Annotated in this window: 20 protein-coding genes; 15 read left to right on the plus strand and 5 right to left on the minus strand. The window is 71.2% G+C overall.

All coding sequences use genetic code 11. The features are described 5' to 3' along the window. Positions 1-5 precede the first annotated feature (5 nt). On the minus strand, positions 6-911 hold the full coding sequence (locus ACIQHQ_RS22805) for an endonuclease/exonuclease/phosphatase family protein (protein WP_402614163.1): 906 nt from the start codon (positions 909-911) through the stop codon (positions 6-8). Between the two features lie 193 nt (positions 912-1104). On the opposite strand from ACIQHQ_RS22805, the gene ACIQHQ_RS22810 reads away from it, so the two are divergent. Both ACIQHQ_RS22810 and ACIQHQ_RS22815 read left to right on the plus strand, forming a co-directional pair. Then, positions 1105-2406, plus strand: coding sequence for a DUF6986 family protein (locus ACIQHQ_RS22810; protein ID WP_402614166.1), 1302 nt, complete (start codon positions 1105-1107; stop codon positions 2404-2406). A 147-nt stretch (positions 2407-2553) separates the two neighbouring features. Beyond that, a complete protein-coding gene (locus tag ACIQHQ_RS22815) occupies positions 2554-4497 on the plus strand; it encodes a serine/threonine-protein kinase (protein ID WP_402614169.1) in 1944 nt (647 codons plus the stop codon). On the opposite strand, the gene ACIQHQ_RS22820 is transcribed toward ACIQHQ_RS22815, so the two are convergent. Continuing rightward, complete coding sequence (locus ACIQHQ_RS22820; RefSeq protein ID WP_402614172.1) at positions 4443-5258, minus strand: hypothetical protein; 816 nt, start codon at positions 5256-5258, stop codon at positions 4443-4445. The two genes, ACIQHQ_RS22815 and ACIQHQ_RS22820, sit on opposite strands and share 55 nt — an antisense overlap. A gap of 8 nt (positions 5259-5266) precedes the next feature. After that, on the minus strand, positions 5267-6253 hold the full coding sequence (locus ACIQHQ_RS22825; RefSeq protein ID WP_402614175.1) for a LacI family DNA-binding transcriptional regulator: 987 nt from the start codon (positions 6251-6253) through the stop codon (positions 5267-5269). A 271-nt stretch (positions 6254-6524) separates the two neighbouring features. Between ACIQHQ_RS22825 and ACIQHQ_RS22830 the strand changes: the two genes are divergently transcribed. The 13 genes from ACIQHQ_RS22830 (at position 6525) to ACIQHQ_RS22890 (ending at position 19676) form a co-directional block, all read left to right on the plus strand. Beyond that, complete coding sequence (locus tag ACIQHQ_RS22830; protein WP_402614179.1) at positions 6525-7478, plus strand: ROK family protein; 954 nt, start codon at positions 6525-6527, stop codon at positions 7476-7478. A gap of 234 nt (positions 7479-7712) precedes the next feature. After that, a complete protein-coding gene (locus ACIQHQ_RS22835) occupies positions 7713-8156 on the plus strand; it encodes a helix-turn-helix transcriptional regulator (protein WP_402614182.1) in 444 nt (147 codons plus the stop codon). A 10-nt stretch (positions 8157-8166) separates the two neighbouring features. Further along, entirely contained in the window at positions 8167-8583 is a 417-nt protein-coding gene (locus tag ACIQHQ_RS22840; protein WP_402614185.1) for a VOC family protein, read from the plus strand. 150 nt (positions 8584-8733) lie between these two features. Beyond that, complete coding sequence (locus ACIQHQ_RS22845; protein ID WP_402614188.1) at positions 8734-11127, plus strand: ATP-binding cassette domain-containing protein; 2394 nt, start codon at positions 8734-8736, stop codon at positions 11125-11127. Positions 11128-11271: 144 nt separating this feature from the next. Beyond that, positions 11272-11547, plus strand: a complete 276-nt coding sequence (locus ACIQHQ_RS22850; protein ID WP_402614191.1) for a hypothetical protein — start codon at positions 11272-11274, stop codon at positions 11545-11547. A 50-nt stretch (positions 11548-11597) separates the two neighbouring features. Continuing rightward, the gene (locus ACIQHQ_RS22855) at positions 11598-11834 is read left to right on the plus strand and encodes a hypothetical protein (RefSeq protein WP_402614194.1); all 237 of its coding nucleotides are present in this window, start codon (positions 11598-11600) and stop codon (positions 11832-11834) included. A gap of 60 nt (positions 11835-11894) precedes the next feature. Next, entirely contained in the window at positions 11895-12092 is a 198-nt protein-coding gene (locus ACIQHQ_RS22860; RefSeq protein WP_402614197.1) for a hypothetical protein, read from the plus strand. Between the two features lie 144 nt (positions 12093-12236). Beyond that, on the plus strand, positions 12237-13280 hold the full coding sequence (locus ACIQHQ_RS22865; RefSeq protein ID WP_402614200.1) for an NUDIX domain-containing protein: 1044 nt from the start codon (positions 12237-12239) through the stop codon (positions 13278-13280). A gap of 306 nt (positions 13281-13586) precedes the next feature. Beyond that, entirely contained in the window at positions 13587-14618 is a 1032-nt protein-coding gene (locus ACIQHQ_RS22870; RefSeq protein ID WP_402614203.1) for an ABC transporter permease, read from the plus strand. 75 nt (positions 14619-14693) lie between these two features. Further along, on the plus strand, positions 14694-16370 hold the full coding sequence (locus tag ACIQHQ_RS22875; protein ID WP_402614205.1) for an ABC transporter substrate-binding protein: 1677 nt from the start codon (positions 14694-14696) through the stop codon (positions 16368-16370). Positions 16371-16444: 74 nt separating this feature from the next. Beyond that, a complete protein-coding gene (locus tag ACIQHQ_RS22880) occupies positions 16445-17437 on the plus strand; it encodes an ABC transporter permease (protein WP_402614208.1) in 993 nt (330 codons plus the stop codon). Between the two features lie 26 nt (positions 17438-17463). Beyond that, entirely contained in the window at positions 17464-18564 is a 1101-nt protein-coding gene (locus tag ACIQHQ_RS22885) for an ABC transporter ATP-binding protein (protein ID WP_402614211.1), read from the plus strand. Positions 18565-18590: 26 nt separating this feature from the next. Continuing rightward, positions 18591-19676, plus strand: a complete 1086-nt coding sequence (locus ACIQHQ_RS22890) for an ABC transporter ATP-binding protein (protein WP_402614214.1) — start codon at positions 18591-18593, stop codon at positions 19674-19676. Here the strand turns inward: ACIQHQ_RS22890 and ACIQHQ_RS22895 are convergent. Next, positions 19673-20380 (minus strand): MBL fold metallo-hydrolase, encoded by a 708-nt coding sequence (locus ACIQHQ_RS22895; protein WP_402614217.1) that lies wholly within the window; start codon positions 20378-20380, stop codon positions 19673-19675. The two genes, ACIQHQ_RS22890 and ACIQHQ_RS22895, sit on opposite strands and share 4 nt — an antisense overlap. Positions 20381-20440: 60 nt before the next feature. Continuing rightward, complete coding sequence (locus tag ACIQHQ_RS22900; RefSeq protein ID WP_402614220.1) at positions 20441-21796, minus strand: dipeptidase; 1356 nt, start codon at positions 21794-21796, stop codon at positions 20441-20443. Positions 21797-21802 lie beyond the last annotated feature (6 nt).

Here is a 21802-nt window from a genome sequence, read left to right on the forward strand (position 1 = left end):
TCTTCTCATCCCAGGGTCATCGAGGCCTGCACCGGCAGGTGGTCGCTCGGATACGTCCCGTCCCTGCTGAAGGTGTTCATCCCGGCCCAGTGCGTGGTCACCCCGGGGGTGGTGAGAATCCAGTCGATGCGCCGCCCGCCGGGCTTGAGCGCCCGGTAGCCGTGGTGCGTGCCGTACGCCGGACTCCGCGAGGCGGCTGCGTCCCAGGCGTCCACCAGTCCGATGTCCAGCATCAGGTCGTGCACCCGGTTGTCGTGGGCGGCCGCGTTGAAGTCGCCGGTGACGACGACCGGTATCGATTGGTCCCACCCGGCGATCGTCTTGGCGATGAGCCCTGCCGAGCGCTCCCGGGCGTACTGGCTGACACTGTCCAGGTGTGTGTTGAGGACGTAGAACTCCCGTCTCCCGTCGGCGAGATCCGCGAAACGGACCCAGGTCACCATGCGCAGCCAGTCGGCGCCCCACGTGTTCGAGGCGATCGTGTAGGGGGTGTCGGACAGCCAGAAGTGATCGAATTCGATCGGGTCGAGTCTGCGCGTGTCGTAGAAGACCGCCATGAATTCGTCCTTGCTGCCTCCCCCGCGTCCGGTGCCGATCCAGTCGTAGTGCCCGCCGAGATCCTTCTCGATGTCGCGCACTTGCCGGTAGAGCCCTTCCTGGATGCCGAGGAGGTGCGGTCGCTCGCGGCGCAGCAGTTCTCGCATCACCGGTCGGCGCACGGCCCAGCGCGGTGTCTGGTCGACGACGGTCGCGAAGCGCACGTTGAACGTCATGACGTTCAGGGCGCCCGGGTGCCCGCCGGTGGAAGCGGGTTGTGCGGGACCCGCAGTGGTGAGCAGCGGTCCTGAGACGGCGGCCGCCGCCACTGCCTTGAGCCCATGGCGGCGCGTCACTCCGACCTCGTTCGGCACGTGGTCTCCCTCCCCTTGCACGTCAGGATGAAGCTTGCCTTCTGAATACGGAAGATGAGCGTGGGTCGGCGGCGACCGTGGGTGAAGGATGGGGAATCCGCCTTCGAGACGGTGTTGACCAGGCCGAAGGGCGGCCGATAACTTCGCTCTACGGATTGTTGATTCCGCACAACGGAAACAGGAGGGTCTCGGAATGGGTCAGGGCCGGCAGGAGAAGGTGGCGACGAGCCTCGCGGGCGCCGTCAGCGAGGAGATCAGCGCCTCCCTCGCGCCGGTCGACGCCGAGCTGGAGCGCCGCTATCCCGGAGACCCCGGCACCCGCCAGCCCGTCCACACGGTCTACGTACCCGGCGACGTCTTCGCCGCCGACACCGTCCGCACCTGGGGCGACCGGGCGCTCGCCGCCCTCGACGAGCACGCCCCGGACGCCGAGGCCTTCGCCGCCGTCCTCGGTCTCGCCGACGAACTCGCCGAGCCGGTCCACGCGCGCGTGCGCGCCAAGCTGGAACGCGAGCCGATCGAGGACCTGCGCGTCGACTTCGAGGACGGCTACGGCAACCGGCCCGACGCCGAGGAGGACGAAGCCGCAGCCCGCGCCGCGCGTCTCGTCGCCGAGGCCTACGAGAACGGCACCGCCGCCCCCTACATGGGCATCCGCATGAAGTGCATGGAAGCGCCCGTACGCGCCCGGGGCATCCGCACCCTCGACATCTTCCTCACCGGCCTGATGGAGGCCGGCGGCCTGCCCGGCGGGCTGGTGCTCACCCTGCCGAAGGTGACCTACGCCGAGCAGGTCACCGCCATGGCGCGGCTGCTGGACGCCTTCGAGAAGGCGCACGGCCTCGAACCGGGCCGGATCGGCTTCGAGATCCAGATCGAGACCAGCCAGTCCATCCTCGCGGCCGACGGCACCGCCACCGTCGCCCGCATGATCCAGGCCGCCGAGGGCCGCGCCACCGGCCTGCACTACGGGACCTTCGACTACAGCGCCTGCCTCGGCGTCTCCGCCGCCCACCAGGCCAGTGACCACCCCGCCGCGGACCACGCCAAGGCCGTCATGCAGGTCGCCGCCGCCGGTACGGGCGTACGCGTCTCGGACGGCTCGACGAACGTCCTGCCGGTCGGCCCGACCGCCAAGGTCCACGACGCCTGGCGCCTGCACTACGGCCTCACCCGCCGCGCCCTGGCCCGCGCCTACTACCAGGGCTGGGACATGCACCCCGGCCACATCCCCATCCGCTACGCGGCGGTCTTCGCCTTCTACCGTGAGGGCTACGAGCAGGCCGCCGCCCGCCTGTCCCGCTACGCCAACCGCACCGGCGGCGACGTCATGGACGAGCCCGCCACCGCCAAGGCACTCGCCGGCTACCTGCTGCGCGGCCTGGACTGCGGCGCCCTGGACATCGGCGAGGTCGCCCGGCTGGCCGGCCTGACCCGGGCGGACCTGGAGAGCTTCGCGGTGCCCCGGCGCGGGGACCTGACGGTGTCCGCCTGACGGCCTCCCTCCGGACGGCTGAGCCGGCACGTACCGGCCCTGTCACAGCCGTCACCGGCGGCTGGCGCGGTCACCCCCGCCCCGTAGTCTGTACGCCACGTACTGACGGTGTCAGCGCATCCGGTGGGTCACAGGAACGGGGCAGGGGTGTCGACGGGGGAGCACGGGCGGACGGACGGGATCGGGCGGCTGCTGGCAGGCCGTTATCGCGTCACGGCGGCGCTGGGACGCGGCGGCATGGGCCTCGTCTGGAAGGCCGTCGACGAGGTCCTCGGCCGTGAGGTCGCGGTCAAGGAGCTGCGCACCTACACCGACGCGGCCGGTCCGGAACTGGCCGGTCTGCAACTGCGGATGCAGCGCGAGGCGCGTGCGGCGGCCCGGGTGCGCCACCCCGGCGTCATCGCCGTGCACGACATCGCCGAGGTCGACGGCCGCCCGATCATCGTCATGGAACTGGTCGACGGGCCGTCCCTGGACGACGTCCTGCGCGAGCACGGCACGCTGGACCCGGGGAAGGCCGCCGGGATCGGTGCGAAGGTCATGGACGCGCTGGCCGCCGCCCACCGCGCGGGCGTCCTGCACCGGGACGTCAAGCCGGGCAACATCCTGCTCGACCGCTCGGGCCGGGTCGTCCTCACCGACTTCGGCATCGCCACGATGGAGGATCCCGGAGACGGTTCCGCCACACACCTCACGCGCAGCGGCGAACTCGTCGGATCCCTCGACTACCTGGCCCCCGAGCGTGCCCAGGGCGCCGACCCGGGCCCGGCCTCCGACGTCTGGGCCCTCGGGGCCACGCTGTACGCGGCCGTCGAGGGCGCCTCGCCTTTCCGCCGTACGTCCACGTTCTCCACGCTCACCGCGATCGTCACCGAGCCGCTGCCCGAGGCCCGTCGCGCCGGCCCCCTCGAGCCCGTGCTGCAGCGGCTGATGGACAAGCGCCCCGATTCCCGCCCGGAGGCCGACCAGGCCCGCGACATGCTCCAGGCGATCGCGGACTCGGACGGCACACAGGCGCCGACCGCTGCCTTGCGGGGCGCCGCGGCCGCGCCTCCGCGGCCGGAGACGGAACGCAGCCTCCCGTCGGTACCGCCGGGGTTCGGCCCGCCGCAGGCCGGCGCCGCCGGGCCCCACCAGGGCGCGAACACACCGGGCTTCGGTACGGCGGGCGCGTTCGGGGCGGCCGGCTACGGCGGCCCCGGCCACCCGGCGCCGGGAGGGTCCGGTCCACAGGGCCCGGACTCCGGTGCGCAGGGCTCGACTCCCGGTCACCCCGCGCCGGCAGACCCGGGCGCGCACGGCTCGGGAACCGGCCCCCGGGGCTTCGGTCCGGCCGAGCCCGCAGGCACGGCCCCCACCGGCCCGATGAACGCCGACCGTGCCGCGCCCCGCCGCAGGACCCGTGTCCTGCTCGCCGCCGCGGCCGTCACCGTCGTCCTCGCTGCCGCCGGTACGACGGCCGCCCTGATGAGCGACTCCGGCGACAAGGGGACCGACGGCCGCAGCGACGCCGCCCCCGCGCAGGCCGGGGCCTCCGGCGGGTCCGGCGGCGCGGAGGACGGCTCGAACGCCCCGAAGCCCACGCGGCAGGGGGACGAGAAGGGCAAGGCGCCGTCCGAGAAGCCCGCGGACGACAAGAGCCCCCGGTCCACCGGCAAGGCGACCCCGTCGGGCCCCGCCACGTCCTCGGGCGGCGGCAGCACGGGCGGAACGAGCGGAGGGACGTCGGACGGCGGCACCACTGGAACCACCACCGGTGGTGGTTCCGCAGACGGCTCTGCGACAGGCGGCGGCTCGGCCACCCCGGCCCCGGTCTGCCACGCCATCGGCGGCGGCAAGTACAACTGCCAGGTCTGGAAGACCGCCGACTCCCACACCGCCTCCGGCACCAAGGTCGGCACCCTCAACGCGGGCACCAACTACTTCTACTGCCAGCAGAACCTGGGCCGCCGCGAGACGTCCGGGGAGTGGACCAACGTCTGGTGGGCGAAGACCGACGACGACAGCGGCAACACGAACGTCTGGGTCAGCGACGTCTACATCAAGGGCGGCGACAACGACGCGCCGGTCCCCGGGCTGCCGCTCTGCTGACCCCGCGCCGAGGCGGCCACATACCGCTCGAGACCGGAGGCCGTCACCAGCTTCTCCTCGATGAACAGCCGCGTGCCCCGCTCGCACAGCCGCCGGTCTCCGCGGGCCCGCGCGCAGAACTCCTCGGGTACGACGCCGAACAGCTCCCGCAGGCGCGGCAGGCACACGAGCAGCTCGGTCAGCAGCTCCCGCTCACCGGGGTGCGGGCGAGGGGTGCCCATGCCGTCGTGGAGGACGCCGTGCCGGTTGACGTAGGCGTGGGCGCCGGGCAGCCGGGTGCCGTCGGCGAGGTCGATCCGCACGTCGGGCGACGGCAGCCAGGCCCGGTCGAAGTTGCCGCCCGGCACCGGCGCGCCCTCGCTCGCGTCGATCACGGCGAGCTGCTCGGCGTCGAGCCACAGGACGAACAGCTCCCGCACCGTGTCCGGGGCGCCGACCGGCGAGGCCGACACGTATCCCATGCGGCTCACATGCGCCGAGACGCCGGCGTCGACACCCGTCACCCGGGCCTTCGTCATCGGCAGGGGCGAACGGATCCCGAACTCCCCCATCTTGTGCCGCAGCTGGCCTGGGCAGCCGTTGGAGCCGATGGCGATGACCGGGGTGCGGTCCTCGTACACCAGCCGCTCCGGCGGCAGGAAGCGGTCCCCGTCGAGGAGCCCGGAATCCGCCGGCCACGCGCCCGGGTACAGCAGGGGATGCGCGCGCGGCGCCTCGGCCAGGCCCAGGGCCCGCAGTGTGTGATCGGTGGCGTCGTCCATCGGCAGGCTCAGTCCGCCGGTGGGATCTCGCCCGAGCCGCGGGTGATCAGCCGCGTCGGCAGCTCGATGCGCTCGGGGGTGACGAGGGTGCCGTCCAGTTGCCGGAAGAGGCGCTCCGCGGCGGTGCGGCCGATGTCCGAGGCGTCCTGGGCGACAACCGTGACGCCCGGCTGGAGCAGGTCGGCGAGCTCGATGTCGTCGAATCCGACGAAGGCGACGCGGCGGGTCTGCTCGGCGAGCACCCGGACCACGGTGACCGTCACCCGGTTGTTGCCCGCGAAGATCGCGGTGACCGGGTCCGGGCCCGTCAGCATCTGCTCGGCGGCCCTGCGCACCCGCTCGGGGTCAGTGACGCCGAGTGACATCCAGGAGTCCGCCACCGGTATGCCCGCGTCCTCCATGGCCGCCCGGTAGCCGCGCAGCCGCTCGGCGGCGGTGTGGATGCGGGGCATGTCGCCGATGAAGCCGATCCGGCGGTGCCCGTGCGCGATGAGATGGGTGACGCCGTCGCGGGCGCCGCCGAAGTTGTCCGACAGGACCACGTCGGCGTCGATATGACCGGCCGGCCGGTCCACGAACACCGTGGCGACACCGGCCTTGAGCTCGGGTTCCAGATACCGGTGGTCGTCCCCGGCCGGGATCACCACCAGCCCGTCCACCCGCCGCGCGCACAGGGCCAGCACCAGTTCCTGCTCCCGCTCGGGGTCCTCCGCGCTGGAGCCGTTGATCAGCAGGGCGCCGTGCGCGCGGGCCACCTCCTCGACGGAGCGGCTCAGCGGCCCGTAGAACGGGTCCGCGAGGTCCTCCAGGACCAGGCCGATGCTCGCCGTGCGGCCCTTGCGCAGCACCCGCGCGCTGTCGTTGCGGCGGAAGCCGAGGGCGTCGATGGCCTCCTGGACCCGCCGCTCCGTCTCCGGGGTGACCCCCGGCTCCCCGTTCACGACACGGGAGACCGTCTTGAGGCCGACTCCGGCGCGCGCCGCGACGTCCTTCATGGTCGGCCGCGTGCCGTAGCGCGTTGCGGATCGGAGGGGGGTCTGGGGCACGGTGCGGTGTCCTGTCCTGTCGTCCACGGGGTGCGTCGATCCTGGGTTTGTATGAGGATGTGGCGTCGAGCATAGAGCCTGGACAACGTTGTCAGGCTCGGGGGAGACTGTCCACCGCAATCTCCGGCCTCGCGCAGCGTCGCGGGACCGGTCCGCTGCTTGCCCTGCTTGATGGCTTTCTCGGCGTTTTTCTCATGCCCGACGGGGAGATCCGACTCTGATGCACACCGACCTCGTGGCCGCGCTCGACATAGGCGGCACCAAGATCGCCGGCGCCCTGGTGGACGGCCACGGCCGCATCCATGTCCGCGCCCAGAGGCCGACGCCCGCCGGGGAGGACGGCGACACCGTCATGCGGGCCGTGGAGGAGGTGCTCGGCGAGCTCACCGTGTCACCGCTGTGGGTGCGGGCCGGGGCCGTGGGCATCGGCAGCGCCGGGCCCGTGGACGCCTCCGCGGGCACGGTGAGCCCGGTGAACGTGCCGGGCTGGCGCGACTACCCGCTCGTCGCCCGGGTCCGGGCCGCGGCCGGGGGCCTGCCCGTCGAGCTGATCGGCGACGGTGTGGCCATCACGGCGGCCGAGCACTGGCAGGGCGCCGCACGTGGTCACGACAACGCGCTGTGCATGGTCGTCTCCACGGGCGTCGGCGGCGGCCTGGTGCTCGGCGGCCGGCTGTACCCGGGGCCGACCGGCAACGCGGGGCACATCGGCCACATCAGCGTGGACCTCGACGGCGATCCCTGCCCCTGTGGCTCGCGCGGCTGCGTGGAGCGCATCGCGAGCGGCCCCAACATCGCCCGGCGCGCCCTGGAGAAGGGCTGGCGGCCCGGCCCCGACGGGGACACCTCCGCCGCGGCGGTGGCCGCCGCGGCACGCTCCGGCGACCCGGTCGCCGTCGCCTCCTTCGAGCGGGCCGCCCAGGCCCTGGCGGCCGGGATCGCCGCCACCGCGACCCTCGTGGAGATCGACATCGCCGTGATCGGCGGGGGAGTGGCCAAGGCGGGTGAGGTCCTCTTCGCCCCTCTGCGCAAGATCCTGAGCGCCTACGCGACCCTGTCCTTCGTCCGGCACCTGACCGTGGCCCCGGCGCAGACGGGCACGGACGCCGGTCTGGTGGGCGCGGCGGCGGCAGCCCTGGCGAAGCGGACGGACGCGGCGGCGGCAGGGGTGTGAGACCGGGACCCGGCCGATCCGGCAGGAACGTTCAGCCTGCGGAGGGTGCCGGGGCTCACGGGGAGGGCGGGCGCGCGGCCGGGGCCGACCGTGGGGCTGCCGGCTCCCCCCTCCCCGGATGCCGCCGGGCCCGCCGGGGCACACCTGGTCCGCCCCCGGCAGCTCGGGAAAGCGGCCGATCCGGGATACCCGGGAATCGACCGCATGTCCGTGTGATGTGGCACGATCGCGCGTGTGAGCAGCAGACCCGCCTCGGCGCAGCACCTGCGCGATCTCGCCCGACTGCGCCGCGTCAAGGACCGGATCGACCGGGAGTACGCGAAGCCTCTGGACGTCGAGGCGCTCGCCCGGGGCGTGCACATGTCGGCGGGGCACCTCAGCCGCGAGTTCCGGCAGGCGTACGGCGAGTCGCCGTACAGCTATCTCATGACGCGGCGCATCGAGCGCGCCATGGCGCTGCTGCGCCGGGGCGACCTCACTGTCACCGAGGTGTGCTTCGAGGTCGGCTGCGCGTCGCTGGGCACCTTCAGCACCCGTTTCACCGAGCTGGTGGGCATGCCGCCCAGTGCATACCGGCGCGTGGCGGCCCGGGCGACGGCGGGCATTCCGTCGTGCGTGGCCAAGCAGGTGACCAGACCGGTCAGGAATCGAGAAGCGCCCGCCCCGGGCCGAAACTAGCGTGAGGGCCATGGACCTTCGGATTCACGCCAGTTTCCTTCCGCACGACGACCCGGACGCCGCCCTGGCGTTCTACCGCGACACCCTCGGCTTCGAAGTCAGGAACGACGTCGGATACGAGGGCATGCGCTGGATCACGGTCGGCCCCGTCGGCCAGCCCGGCACGAACATCGTGCTGCACCCGCCGGCCGCCGACCCCGGTGTCACCGAGGACGAGCGCCGCACCATCACCGAGATGATGGCCAAGGGCACCTACGCCGGCATCGTGCTGGCCACCACCGATGTCGACGGCACCTTCGAGCGGGTGCAGGCGGGCGACGCCGAGGTGGTCCAGGAGCCGGTGGACCAGCCCTACGGAGTGCGCGACTGCGCCTTCCGCGATCCCGCGGGCAACATGGTCCGCATCCAGCAGGTCAAGGACCGGTAGAGGCACGCCCTCACAGAACGACGCGTCACCCGCAGGATTCCCGTACGGCCACGCGGCGCCGCCGGCTCCCGCCTCCCGCGCCGCGCCCCCGGCGGGCGCGGGGGAGCGAGATCGTCCCAGCGCCGGCACCGCCCGACAGATGGAGACACCATGAGCAAGGCCACGACGACGGACGGACGGTCGGCAGGGCCGCACGTCGCCGACAGCCATGACGTGATCCGCGTGCACGGCGCACGCGAGAACAACCTCAGGGACGTCAGCATCGAGATCCCCAAGCGCCGGCTCACGGTGTTCACCGGCGTCTCCGGCTCGGGCAAGAGCTCGCTGGTGTTCGACACGATCGCGGCGGAGTCGCAGCGCCTCATCAACGAGACCTACAGCGCCTTCCTGCAGGGGTTCATGCCGAACCTGGCCCGGCCCGAGGTCGACGTGCTGGACGGGCTCACGACCGCCATCGCCGTCGACCAGCAGCGCATGGGCTCCGATCCCCGCTCCACCGTGGGCACCGCCACCGACGCCAACGCGATGCTGCGGATCCTGTTCAGCCGGCTCGGCACGCCGCACATCGGCCCGCCCGGCGCGTTCTCCTTCAACACCGCCTCGGTGTCGGCGAGCGGCGGGCTCACGGTGGACCGCGGTGCCGAGAAGACCAGGACCGAGAAGGTGTCCTTCAGCCGCACCGGCGGTATGTGCACGCACTGCGAGGGCCGGGGCAGGGTCTCCGACATCGACCTCACCCAGCTCTACGACGCCTCCAAGTCGCTGTCCGAGGACCCGTTCACGATCCCCACCTACACCGGCGGCGGATGGGTGGTGCGGGTCATCGCCGAATCGGGCTTCTTCGACAAGGACAAGCCGATCCGCGAGTACACCAAGAAGGAGCGGCACGACTTCCTGTACCGCGAGCCGACCAAGGTGAAGATCAACGGTGTCAACCTCACCTACGAGGGGCTGATCCCGAAGATCCAGAAGACCTTCCTCTCCAAGGACCGCGAGTCGATGCAGCCGCACATCCGCGCCTTCGTGGACCGGGCGGTCACCTTCACCCGGTGCCCCGAGTGCGACGGCACCCGGCTCAGCGAGCTCGCCCGCTCCTCCAGGATCGGCAAGGTCAACATCGCCGACGCCTGCGCGATGGAGATCCGCGACCTGGCGGAGTGGGTGCGGGGGCTGGAGGAGCCATCGGTGGCGCCGTTGCTCGCCAAGCTCCAGCACACCCTCGACTCGTTCGTCGAGATCGGTCTCGGCTACCTCTCGCTCGACCGGGCGTCGGGCACGCTCTCCGGTGGCGAGGCGCAGCGCACCAAGATGATCCGCCACCTCGGCTCCTCGCTCACCGACGTCACCTACGTCTTCGACGAGCCGTCCATCGGCCTGCACCCCCATGACATCCAGCGGATGAACAACCTGCTCCTGCGCCTGCGCGACAAGGGCAACACGGTGCTGGTCGTGGAGCACAAGCCGGAGACGATCGCCATCGCCGACCACGTCGTGGACCTCGGCCCCGGCGCGGGCACGGCGGGCGGCACCGTCTGCTTCGAGGGAACGCTGGAAGGGCTGCGGGGGAGCGGTACCGTCACCGGTCGTCACCTCGACGACCGGGCCAAGATCAAGGCGACCGTCCGCAAGCCGGCCGGCGCGCTGAAGATCCGGGGCGCCTCGGCGAACAACCTGCGAAACGTCGACGTCGACATCCCGCTCGGCGTGCTCGCCGTCATCACGGGCGTCGCCGGCTCCGGCAAGAGCTCCCTCGTGCACGGCTCGATCCCGGCCGACGAGGGCGTGGTGGCCATCGACCAGACACCCATCCGCGGCTCCCGGCGCAGCAACCCGGCGACGTACACCGGGCTGGCCGACCCGATCCGCAAGGCCTTCGCCAAGGCCAACGGTGTGAAGCCGGCCCTGTTCAGCGCCAACTCCGAGGGAGCCTGCCCCACCTGCAACGGGGCCGGTGTCATCTACACCGACCTGGCGATCATGCAGAGCGTCGCCACGCCGTGCGAGGAGTGTGAGGGGAGGCGGTTCGACGCGTCGGTGCTGGTATACCGCCTCGGCGGCCGAGACATCAGCGAGGTGCTGGCGATGCCGGTGACCGAGGCGGAGGAGTTCTTCGGCAGCGGCGAGGCCCGCACCCCGGCCGCTCACAAGATCCTGGAGCGGCTCGCCGACGTGGGGCTCGGCTACCTCACACTCGGCCAGCCGCTCACCACGCTGTCCGGCGGTGAGCGGCAGCGGCTCAAGCTGGCCACGCACATGGGCGAGAAGGGCGGCGTGTACGTCCTCGACGAGCCGACCACCGGCCTCCATCTCGCGGACGTGGAGCAGTTGCTGGGCCTGCTCGACCGGCTGGTCGACTCCGGCAAGTCGGTCATCGTGATCGAGCACCACCAGGCGGTCATGGCACACGCCGACTGGATCATCGACCTGGGCCCCGGCGCGGGCCACGACGGCGGCCGGGTCGTCTACGAGGGCACCCCGGCCGACCTCGTCGAGTCCCGCTCGACGCTGACCGGGGAGCACCTGGCGGTCTACGTCGGCGCCTGACGAAAGTGCGTCCGGGCCGTGAGGCGGGACGCTCCCGTGCTCGCCTCACGCCGGCATGTCGGACATCAGGTGTAAAAGGTATGAATATCGACCCTTGTCGCGGGCACTCCGTCTCCTGCAATCCTCCACGGATCGGAGTCGCTGATGATCATCAAGAAGATGCACGAGATGGGTGTCCGCAGCGAGCACGCCTACATGGCCGGCATGGCCTCCATCGGCCTCAGCGTCGTCGCCTGGATCGGCTCCCTGAAGATGGAGCCGGGTACCGGCCTCGCCCGTGCCGACCGCTGGGGCATTTTCGTGGGCGAATGGGCCCCCACCTTCTTCGGCCTCGGCCTCGCCCTGTCGCACTACGAGCAGCACGACGGCACCCTCACCGCCGACGTCCACGAGTTCCGGTCGACGCGCACAGCGGGCTGAACGGCCCAGCCCGGCGCGCGGCCGGCGCGCTTCCCGCCCACCCTGGTGCCATGGCGTCCGTGAAACCCGTCGTGGTCTACCCGCCCGCCGCGGACGGCGGCCGTCGGGTCCGTGTGGACGACCAGTTCCTCGGCATCGCCTACGGGCCGATCGATGTGGCCGAGTTCCTGCGGCGGGCCGGTATCGAGGACGCGGACGAGGCGTACGTGGCGGCCACAGGGCTCATCGAGTGGCGCGGCGGCGGCCCCCAGGCGTGGGCGGCCGACCGGGACGGGGACTCCGCCTGAAGCGCCGTCGCCCGTAGGAGGCTGCGTGACCCCGCGGCGGGTCCGGCCGTTGAGTCGGGCATGAAGAAGCGCAGCATGCTCGCCATCGCCTCCCTCGCCACCGGCTTCGTCGTCGCGGCGGTCACCCCGTCCCACGCCCTCGGGGACAGTCTGGGCACCCTGAGCGTCGACGAGACCCGCAAGACCCTCGACGAGACCGTCGCCGAGGACGGCCTGTCCCTGGACCGGAAGGACGGCACCCGGCACGAGAAGGGCTGACGGCCGCACGGCTCGTCGGCCACGGCGCCGTCGCTCCCGCCAGAGGGGGCGCCGGCGCCGTCGTCATGCGCCCTCAACTGCGGCTGGTTTCCGTGGCAGGGTGGAGCGGGCAAGCCTCAGGGGGCCAACAGAAGAGGGGGACCTGTGACCGTCGTCTGGATCAACGGCGCGTTCGGTGCGGGGAAGACCACCACCGCTCGGGAGCTGATCGAACTGATCCCGAACAGCACACTCTTCGACCCGGAGGTCATCGGCGGCACGCTCGCCCGGCTGCTGCCGCCCAAACGCCTCGCCGAGGCCGGAGACTTCCGGGACCTGCCGATCTGGCGACGGCTCGTGATCGACACGGCGGCCGCGATGCTCGCCGAGCTCGGCGGAACCCTCGTCGTCCCCATGACCCTGCTGCGCCAGGAGTACCGAGACGAGATCTTCGGCGGGCTGGCCGCGCGCAGGATTCCGGTCAGCCACATCCTGCTCGCTCCGGCCGAAACGATACTGCGGGAGCGCATCGCGGGCCGCGAGGTTCCGCCGGACCTGCCCGAGGACGAGATACGAATACGCCAGTCGTCCTTCGGCCACATGGAGCCGTACCGGGCCGCACTCGCCTCCTGGCTCACCGCCGACGCCCACCCGGTCGACAACGGCGACCTCACGCCGTACCAGACGGCCGTCCGGATCGCCGACGCCGTCACCAGCGGTTCCGTGCCCGTCTGCGACATCGTGCAGACGCCGGAGCCCACCGCCGAGACACTCGCCGCCGGGGTGCTCCTCTTCGACGAGCGGGACCGGGTGCTGCTCGTCGACCCCACGTACAAGGCCGGCTGGGAGTTCCCCGGCGGCGTCGTCGAACCCGGGGAGGCACCCGCGCGCGCCGGGATGCGCGAGGTCGCCGAGGAGACCGGCATCAGCCTCGACGAGGTGCCGAGCCTGCTCGTCGTCGACTGGGAGCGCCCCGTGCCCCCCGGGTTCGGCGGTCTGCGGCTGCTCTTCGACGGCGGCCTCCTCCGCTCCGCGGAGGCCGGCCGGCTGCTGCTGCCCGGCCCGGAGCTGCGCGGCTGGCGGTTCGTCACCGAGGAGGAGGCCGCCGGCCTGCTGCCCCCGGTGCGCTACGAGCGGCTGCGCTGGGCCCTGCGGGCCCGTGAGCGCGGAGCGGCCTTCTACCTCGAGGCCGGGGTTCCGGTCGGCTGACGGCGCGCGCCGCACGCGTGCTCTTTACCCGGCACGGGGAATCCCGAGGGAAAAGCGAGAGGAAACGACGGCGGAGCCACGGCCAATCCCTGCCCAAGGAACTCTCCTCGGACATTCACGCGCCGGGTAATCGCATTCCCCGCTCTCGCCAACACTTTTCCATGTAGGCAAACAATCCCTTTTCTCGCCCCTGCGCGGCTTGACCGGACTCGCAGGCCGTTGCGAAAGTCCGCAGAGTCTCACGGCGGAAGCAACGACCGCCACCCAATTTCCTTGCCCCAGGGGCAGATCCGGGATGTCCGTACGATGACCACGCAACACCAGCCGGTCGACACCGGCGGCGGCACCGCGTCGCCGGCCGAACCGTCGACGCAGGAATCCAGACCCGGCGGCACGGTAGTCGCCGGCCGCTCACCGGCCCGGATGGCCTGGCGGCGGATCAGACGGGACAAGGTCACCACGGTCGCCCTGGCGGCCACCCTCCTGTTCATCGCGATCGCCCTCCTCGCACCGGTCCTCACCGCGCTGACCGGCTGGGGGCCGATCACCCCCGACAACAAGGCGATCGATCCGGACACGGGCAACTTCCCCTACGGATCGCTGGGCGGCATCAGCGCCCAGCACCTGCTCGGCGTCGAACCGGGCACGGGCTACGACCTGTTCGCCCGGCTCGTCTACGGCTTGCGCACCTCCCTCTACGTGGGATTCGCCTCGGCGCTGCTGTCCACCGCCGTCGGCGTCGTCGCAGGGCTCGCCGCCGGCTACTTCGGGGGCTGGGTCGATTCCCTGCTGTCCCGGATCATGGACGTGATGCTGGCGTTCCCGCAGCTGCTGTTCATCATCGCGCTCACCCCGGTGATCCAGAACGCGCTGCAGACCAACAGCCACGGCGGCACCGACGAGAACCTCCGCCTGCTCGTCCTGGTCCTCAACATCGCCGTCTTCGCCTGGGCGTACACCGCCCGCCTGGTGCGCGGACAGGTACTGTCCCTGCGCGAGCGGGAGTTCGTCGACGCCGCGCGGCTGATGAGCGCCGGCCGGCGGCACATCCTCTTCCGGCAGCTGCTGCCCAACCTGTGGGCGCCGATCCTGATCTCCTTCGCGCTCGCCGTCCCGCAGAACATCACCACCGAGGCGGCGCTGTCGTACCTGGGCGTGGGTGTCATCCCGCCCAACCCCGACTGGGGAGCCGTGCTGTCGGACGCCTCCCAGTTCTTCCTCCAGGACCCGATGTACCTCTTCGTGCCCGGCGTCCTGCTCCTGCTCCTGGTCCTGGCGCTCAACCTGCTCGGGGACGGCGTCCGGGACGCCCTGGATCCCCGCGCCCGACGCGGCTGACAAGCCACCCACCGAGTTTCGGCCCGGCGGTCCCACCGACGGCCGCCGCCCCGTAGCAAGAACGGAGTTTCCCCAATGACGCGCAGAACGCGCAGATCGCGCACAGTCGCTCTCACGGCAACCGCCGTGGTGATCGCCCTCGGAGCCACCGCCTGTGGAGGGTCCTCCGGCAGCAGCGCCGGCGGCTCCCCGTCCAAGGGCGGCACGCTGACGATCCTCGACGACGCCGACTTCAACCACATCGACCCTCAGCGGACGTACACCACCGAGGGTTCGAGCATGGACTACGAGCTCGTGCGCACCCTCACCGGTTGGGACGAGACGGCATCCCGGCCCAAGCTGGTCGGCGACCTGGCGACCGGCACCGGAACGGCCACCAAGGGCGCGACGGTGTGGACGTTCCACCTGCGTCACGGGATCAAGTGGCAGGACGGCGGCGAGGTCACCGCCCAGGACGTCAAGTACGGCGTCGAACGGGCCTTCTCCCCGGACATCAACGGCGGTCCGCCGTACGCCAGTCAGTGGCTGGTCGGCGGCGACTCCTACAAGGGCCCGTACCAGGGCAAGCAACTGGCCTCGATCCGGACACCGGACAAGTACACCCTCGTCTTCCATCTCAACCAGCCCGTCGCCGACTTCAACGAGACGACGGCCATGACCGGCTGGTCGGCGGTGCCCAAGGCCCACGACACCGGCGCCACGTACGACACGCATGTCTGGTCCGACGGGCCCTACATGATCAAGTCGTACACCAAGAACAAGGAAATGGTTCTCGTCCGGAACAAGAACTGGAGCCGGTCGACCGACCCGATCCGCCAGCAGAACCTCGACGAGATCGACGCGAAGTTCGGGCAGGACCAGGCCGCCATCGACCAGCAGATCAAGTCCGACGGCGGATCCGCGCAGACCGCGATCACGCAGACACCGATCGCCGGCTCCGACCTGACGACGATGGCGGGCGACCCGTCGCTGACGTCGCGCTACTACAAGATCCCGGCGCCGGGCATCAACTACATGGCGATCAACATGAACCGGGTCAAGGACCTCAAGGTCCGTCAGGCCATCGAGTACGCCGTCGACAAGACCACCGTACGCGGTGCCTTCGGCGGTTCGGCCTACGGCAACTACGCCACCACGATGCTCGCCCCCGGCATCGACGGACACAAGGACTTCAACCTCTACAGCAGCAACCCCTCCGGTGACCTCACCAAGGCCAGGGCCCTGATGAAGCAGGCCGGCAACCCCAAGCCGACGATGTCCCTCGCGGTGGAGAACATCCCCACGCACGAGCACTTCGCCGACGCCGTGAAGACCGCGCTCGCGAAGATCGGCATCACGGTGAACATCACCCCGATCGACAAGAACAACTACTTCAGCACCGTCGACAACGTGAAGAACCAGTACGACCTGACCTGGGGCGACTGGATCGCGGACTGGCCGAACGCCTCCACCGTGCTGCCCACCCTCTTCGACGGGCGCCAGATCAAGAAGCTCCCGCAGTCCAACAACGACCTCTCGTACCTCAACGACCCGAAGGTCAACGCGCAGATCGACACGATCGGCACGATGACCGACATCAAGCAACGCGACACCGCCTACGGGGCCCTGGACGAGCAGATCCTGAAGGACGCCGCCGTCGTCCCGCTGATGTACATGAACTTCAGCGAGGTGAGCGGCTCGAAGGTCGGCGGGGTCATCAACGACCCGATCATGGCCGAACCCAGCCTGGTGCACGCGTACATCAAGCAGTGACGCATCCCCTCTGAACCCCGCCGACGGCCCCGGCCGCCGGCGGGCATCCCCCTCACGTCAGGTCCCGGCACCCCATGTTTCGTTACCTCATCAGACGCCTGCTGGCAGCGGCCGTGATCATGCTGGTGATCACCACGATCACCTTCTTCATCTTCTTCGCGCTGCCGTCCAACCCCGCGCTCCTGGCCTGCGGCAAGACGTGCTCGCCCTCCCGTCTCGCGGAGATCAAGCACTCGCTGGGCCTGGACCAGAGCTATCTGACGCAGTACTGGGAGTTCGTCAAAGGGCTGGTCGCGGGGCGTGACTACGGTGACCAGAGTGTGCGCATCCACTGCGGCGCGCCCTGCCTCGGCATCTCCTTCCAGACCGACACGCCCGTCCTGACCACCCTGCTCCAGGACTTCCCGGCGGATCTCTCCCTCGGCCTGGGCGCCGCAGTGGCGTTCCTCGTCCTGGGCGTCGGCCTCGGCACCGTCGCGGCGGTGCGCAGGGGCCGGGCCGCCGACAAGGCGGCGGTCGGACTCGCCCTGTTCGGCGTGTCGGTGCAGATCTACTTCATCGGCCTGCTCCTGCTGTACCTCTTCGTCGACACGTTCCAGATCCTGCCGACCTCCGGCTACACGCCGATCACCGAGGACCCGGCCGGCTGGTTCCAGGGGCTGATCCTGCCGTGGAGCACCCTGGTCATCGTCTATCTCGCGATGTACACCCGGCTCACCCGCTCCTCCATGCTGGAGGTCTTCGCGGAGGACTACATGCGCACCGCCCGCGCCAAGGGCCTGCCTGCGGCCACCGTCGTCCTCAAGCACGGTCTGCGGGCCGCCGTCACGCCGATCATCACCATCTTCGGCATGGACGTCGGCTCACTGATCGGCGGCTCCGCGGTCATCACCGAGTCGGTGTTCGGCATCAACGGCATCGGCAAGCTCGCGGTCGACTCCGTCCAGAACTCCGACCTGCCGGTCATCCTCGGCACCACGCTCTTCGCCGCGACGTTCGTCGTCCTCGCCAACGTCGTCGTCGACCTGGTGTACGGCCTCGTCGACCCGCGCGTGCGCCTCGCCTGAGCCCTTCCTCGTCCTTAGGAACTCCCGTGTCCGTATCGACCTCACCGCAGCCCGCGCACGTCGCGCCCGCGCCCGCCCCCTTCCTCGACGTCCGCGACCTGAGGGTGGCCTTCCCGACCGAGGACGGCCTCGTCAAGTCCGTCGACGGCGTTTCCTTCACCCTGGAGAAGGGCAGGACCCTCGGCATCGTCGGCGAGTCCGGCTCCGGCAAGTCGGTGACCTCGCTGGCCCTGCTCGGACTGCACAAGGGCACCCGCGCCCGGGTCTCCGGCGAGATCTGGCTGGAGGGCAGAGAACTCGTCGCCCTGCCCGAGGCCGACATGCGCGCACTGCGCGGCCGTACGGTCTCCATGATCTTCCAGGACCCGCTGTCCGCGCTGCACCCCTTCTTCTCCGTCGGCTCCCAGATCGCCGAGGCCTACCGGGTGCACCACAAGGTCTCCAAGAAGGAGGCCGGCAACCGCGCGGTGGAGATGCTGAAGCGGGTCGGCATCCCGCAGCCCGAGCGCCGGGTCGGGGACTACCCGCACCAGTTCTCCGGCGGTATGCGCCAGCGCGCCATGATCGCCATGTCGCTGGTGTGCGACCCGGCCCTGCTCATCGCCGACGAGCCCACCACCGCCCTGGACGTCACCGTCCAGGCGCAGATCCTGGACCTGATCCGCGACCTCCAGGAGGAGTTCGGCTCCGCCGTCGTCATCATCACGCACGACCTCGGCGTGGTCGCCGACGTCGCCGACGACATCCTGGTGATGTACGGCGGCCGCCGCATCGAGTACGGCACCACCCACGACGTGCTCAAGCAGCCCCAGCACCCCTACACCTGGGGCTTGTTGCAGTCGATGCCGCATCTCGGCGGCGATGTCGGTGAACGGCTCAACCCGATCCCCGGCAGCCCGCCGAGCCTGATCAACCTGCCGGACGGCTGCTCCTTCCACCCGCGCTGCGCCTACAAGGGCTGGGTTCAACAGGGCCGTTGCACTGCGGAACGGCCCGAGCTGCGCCCGGTCTCCGGCAGTGAACGACACCTCGCCGCGTGCCACCTCGGCGACGACGCCAAGCGGGAGATCCGCGGCGGGGCCGGTCCGGACGAGCGCGGCGCCGCGGCCGCACGGACCGCGCAGTGACGGCGGCGGACGAAAGGGAGCATGCCGTGAGCACCACCGAGCCCTTCACCGGGCAGAGCACCGATCGCCCCGCCGGCGAGAACCTCCTGGAGGTACGCGGTCTGCGGAAGCACTTCCCCATCCGTCAGGGCGTCATCCTCCAGCGGCAGATCGGGGCCGTCCGGGCCGTCGACGGCATCGACTTCTCCGTCGGACCGGGCGAGTCGCTGGGCATGGTCGGCGAGTCCGGCTGCGGCAAATCGACCACCGGCCGGCTGATCACCCGGCTGCTCGAACCCACCGGTGGCTCCGTCGTCTTCGACGGCGAGGACATCACGCACCGGCCGCCCGGGCGGATGCGAGAGGCCCGGCGCAACCTCCAGATGATCTTCCAGGACCCGTACTCGTCGCTGAACCCCCGGCACACCGTCGGCACCATCATCGAGACGCCGATGCGGCTCAACGGCATCAACCCACCGCAGGGGCACAAGAAGCGCGCCCAGGAACTCCTGGAGACGGTCGGGCTCAATCCCGAGCACTACAACCGCTACCCGAACGAGTTCTCCGGCGGTCAGCGCCAGCGCATCGGCATCGCCCGCGCGCTCGCCCTGCGGCCGAAGCTGATCGTGGCCGACGAACCCGTCTCCGCGCTGGACGTCTCCATCCAGGCGCAGGTCGTCAATCTGCTCCAGGACCTCCAGCGGGAGTTCGGCATCGCCTTCGTCTTCATCGCCCACGACCTCGCCGTCGTACGGCACTTCTCCGAGCGGGTCGCCGTGATGTACCTCGGCAAGATCGTGGAGGTCGCCGACCGGGAGTCGCTCTACACCCGGCCTCGGCACCCCTACACGCACGCGCTGCTGTCCGCCGTCCCCGAGGCCGACCCGGACGCCGCCGAGCGGCGCGAACGCATCCGGCTGGCCGGGGACGTGCCCTCCCCGATCGACCCGCCCTCGGGCTGCCGCTTCCGCACCCGCTGCTGGAAGGCGCAGGAGAAGTGCGACCTGGAGGAACCGCCGCTGGTGCGCGCCCAGGGCAGCCCTTCGGGCCATCTGACCGCCTGCCACTTCCCCGAGGAGCCGTCCGTCACGGCGCGCGAGGAGGACATCGTCCTGGATCCGGCTCTCGGCTAAGCGGGTCGCCCGAGCGCGCTCCGCAGCGCCCGGGCCGCCCGCGCCGTCACCGGGTCCCCGTGACCGAAGCAGGCCGTGTCCGCCTCCAGTTCGGCAAGGCGCAGGCAGGCCGCGAGGACCTGCGCGCGATCGAGGTTGAACACTCCCGGCATCACCGTGCCGTCGACGGGTGACGCGGCGACCGTGTCACCCGTGAACAGCACGCCGTGCTGCGGGAGATGGAGAGCGATGCTGCCGTGCGTGTGCCCCGGCACGTGCACGACGTGTGCCCCGCCGCCGATGTCCAGCACCTCGCCGCCGGTCACTTCGGTGACTTCCCGGGGCCGGGCGTAGTCGCCCTCGGGCAGCAGTCTCAGTGCCTGTTCGTGCAGGGGCCGCTCCCAGTCCTCGAACAGTGGCTCCGGGCCCGGGGCGTCGCCCCGTACGGCGGGCGCGTCCAGTCGGTGGGCCAGCACTTCGGCGCCGCTGAGCGTGGCGAACTCGGCCGCTCCGCCCGCGTGATCCTCGTGGAAGTGGGTGAGCACGATCCGCCGCACGTCCCGGGGTTGCCGGCCGAGGGCGGTGATCGCCTCGGCGATCGGGGCGCCGGAGCCGGCGGGGCCGGCGTCGACCAGCGTCAGTTCGCCGCCGTCGCGCCAGAGGTAGGCCTGGCCGACCGGGAAGCGCAGCAGATGCAGTCGGGGGGACAGTTCGATGACGTCCATGGGACGACCCTAGGAAGGCCCCCGCCCCGGGACGAGGGCCTTCCGCTGTGGGCAGAGCGGTCAGTTCGCCGCGTAGTTGCGCAGGAACAGCGCCTCCGCCACCGACAGACGCTCCAGCTCCTCGGGGGAGACGCTCTCGTTCACCGCGTGGATCTGGGCCTCCGGCTCGCTCAGCCCGATGAGCAGGATCTCCGCCCGCGGGTAGAGGGCGGCCAGCGTGTTGCACAGCGGGATGGAGCCACCCTGCCCCGCGTACTGCATCTCCTGCCCGGGGTAGGCCACCGCCATCGCGGCCGCCATGGCCTGGTACGCCGGGCTGGTGGTGTCGGCGCGGAAGGGCTGGCCCTGGCCGATCTGCTCGCAGCTGAGCCGCGCGCCCCACGGGACGTGCGCCTCCAGGTGCGCCTGGAGCAGCTTGGTCGCCTCGCCCGCGTCCACGCCCGGCGGCACCCGCAGGCTGATCAGCGCCCGGGCTCGGGCCTGAACGGACGGGGTGGCGCCGACCACGGACGGGCAGTCGATGCCGACGACCGTGACGGCCGGCCGGGCCCAGATGCGGTCGGCGACCGTCCCGGAGCCGATCAGCTCGACGCCGTCCAGGATCTTGGCGTCCCGCCGGAACTGCTCCTCGTCGTACCGCAGCCCCTCCCAAACCGCGTCACCCGAGAGCCCCTCGACGGTCGTCGAACCGTCCTCGGCGCGCAGCGAGTCCAGCACGCGGATGAGGGCGGCCAGTGCGTCGGGCGCGGCACCGCCGAACTGGCCCGAGTGCAGATTGCCCGCGAGCGTGTCGACCTGGAGGCGCACCATGGTCATGCCGCGCAGGGTGGAGGTGACGGTCGGCAGGCCGACGCGGAAGTTGCCCGTGTCGCCGATGACGATCGTGTCCGCCTCCAGCAGGCCGGGGTGCTCCTCGGCGTACCGCTCCAGGCCGCCCGTGCCCATCTCCTCCGAGCCCTCGGCGACCACCTTCACATGGACGGGGATGCCGCCGTTCGCCTTCAGCGCGCGCAGCGCCAGCAGGTGCATGATCAGGCCGCCCTTGCAGTCGGCGGCCCCGCGCCCGTACCAGCGCCCGTCCCGCTCGGTCAGCTCGAAGGGCGGGGTCGTCCAGGCGCCCTCGTCCAGCGGCGGCTGCACGTCGTAATGGGCGTACAGCAGAACGGTCTTCGCGCCCGCCGGCCCGGGCAGGAAGCCGTAGACCGACTGCGTGCCGTCGGGTGTGTCGAGCAGGGCCACGTCCTCGAAACCCTCGGCGGCGAGCGCGGCGGCGACCCAGCGGGCGGCGCCCTCGCTCTCGCTCCTCGGGAACTGGTCGAAGTCCGCCACCGACCGGAACGCCACCAGTTCGGTGAGCTCTTCCTTCGCCCTGGGCATCAGCGAGGCGACGGTCTCGGCGACCGGATTCGACGACATGGGCAC

The sequence above is a fragment of the Streptomyces sp. NPDC092370 genome (genome assembly GCF_044755265.1).
GTDB lineage: Bacteria > Actinomycetota > Actinomycetes > Streptomycetales > Streptomycetaceae > Streptomyces.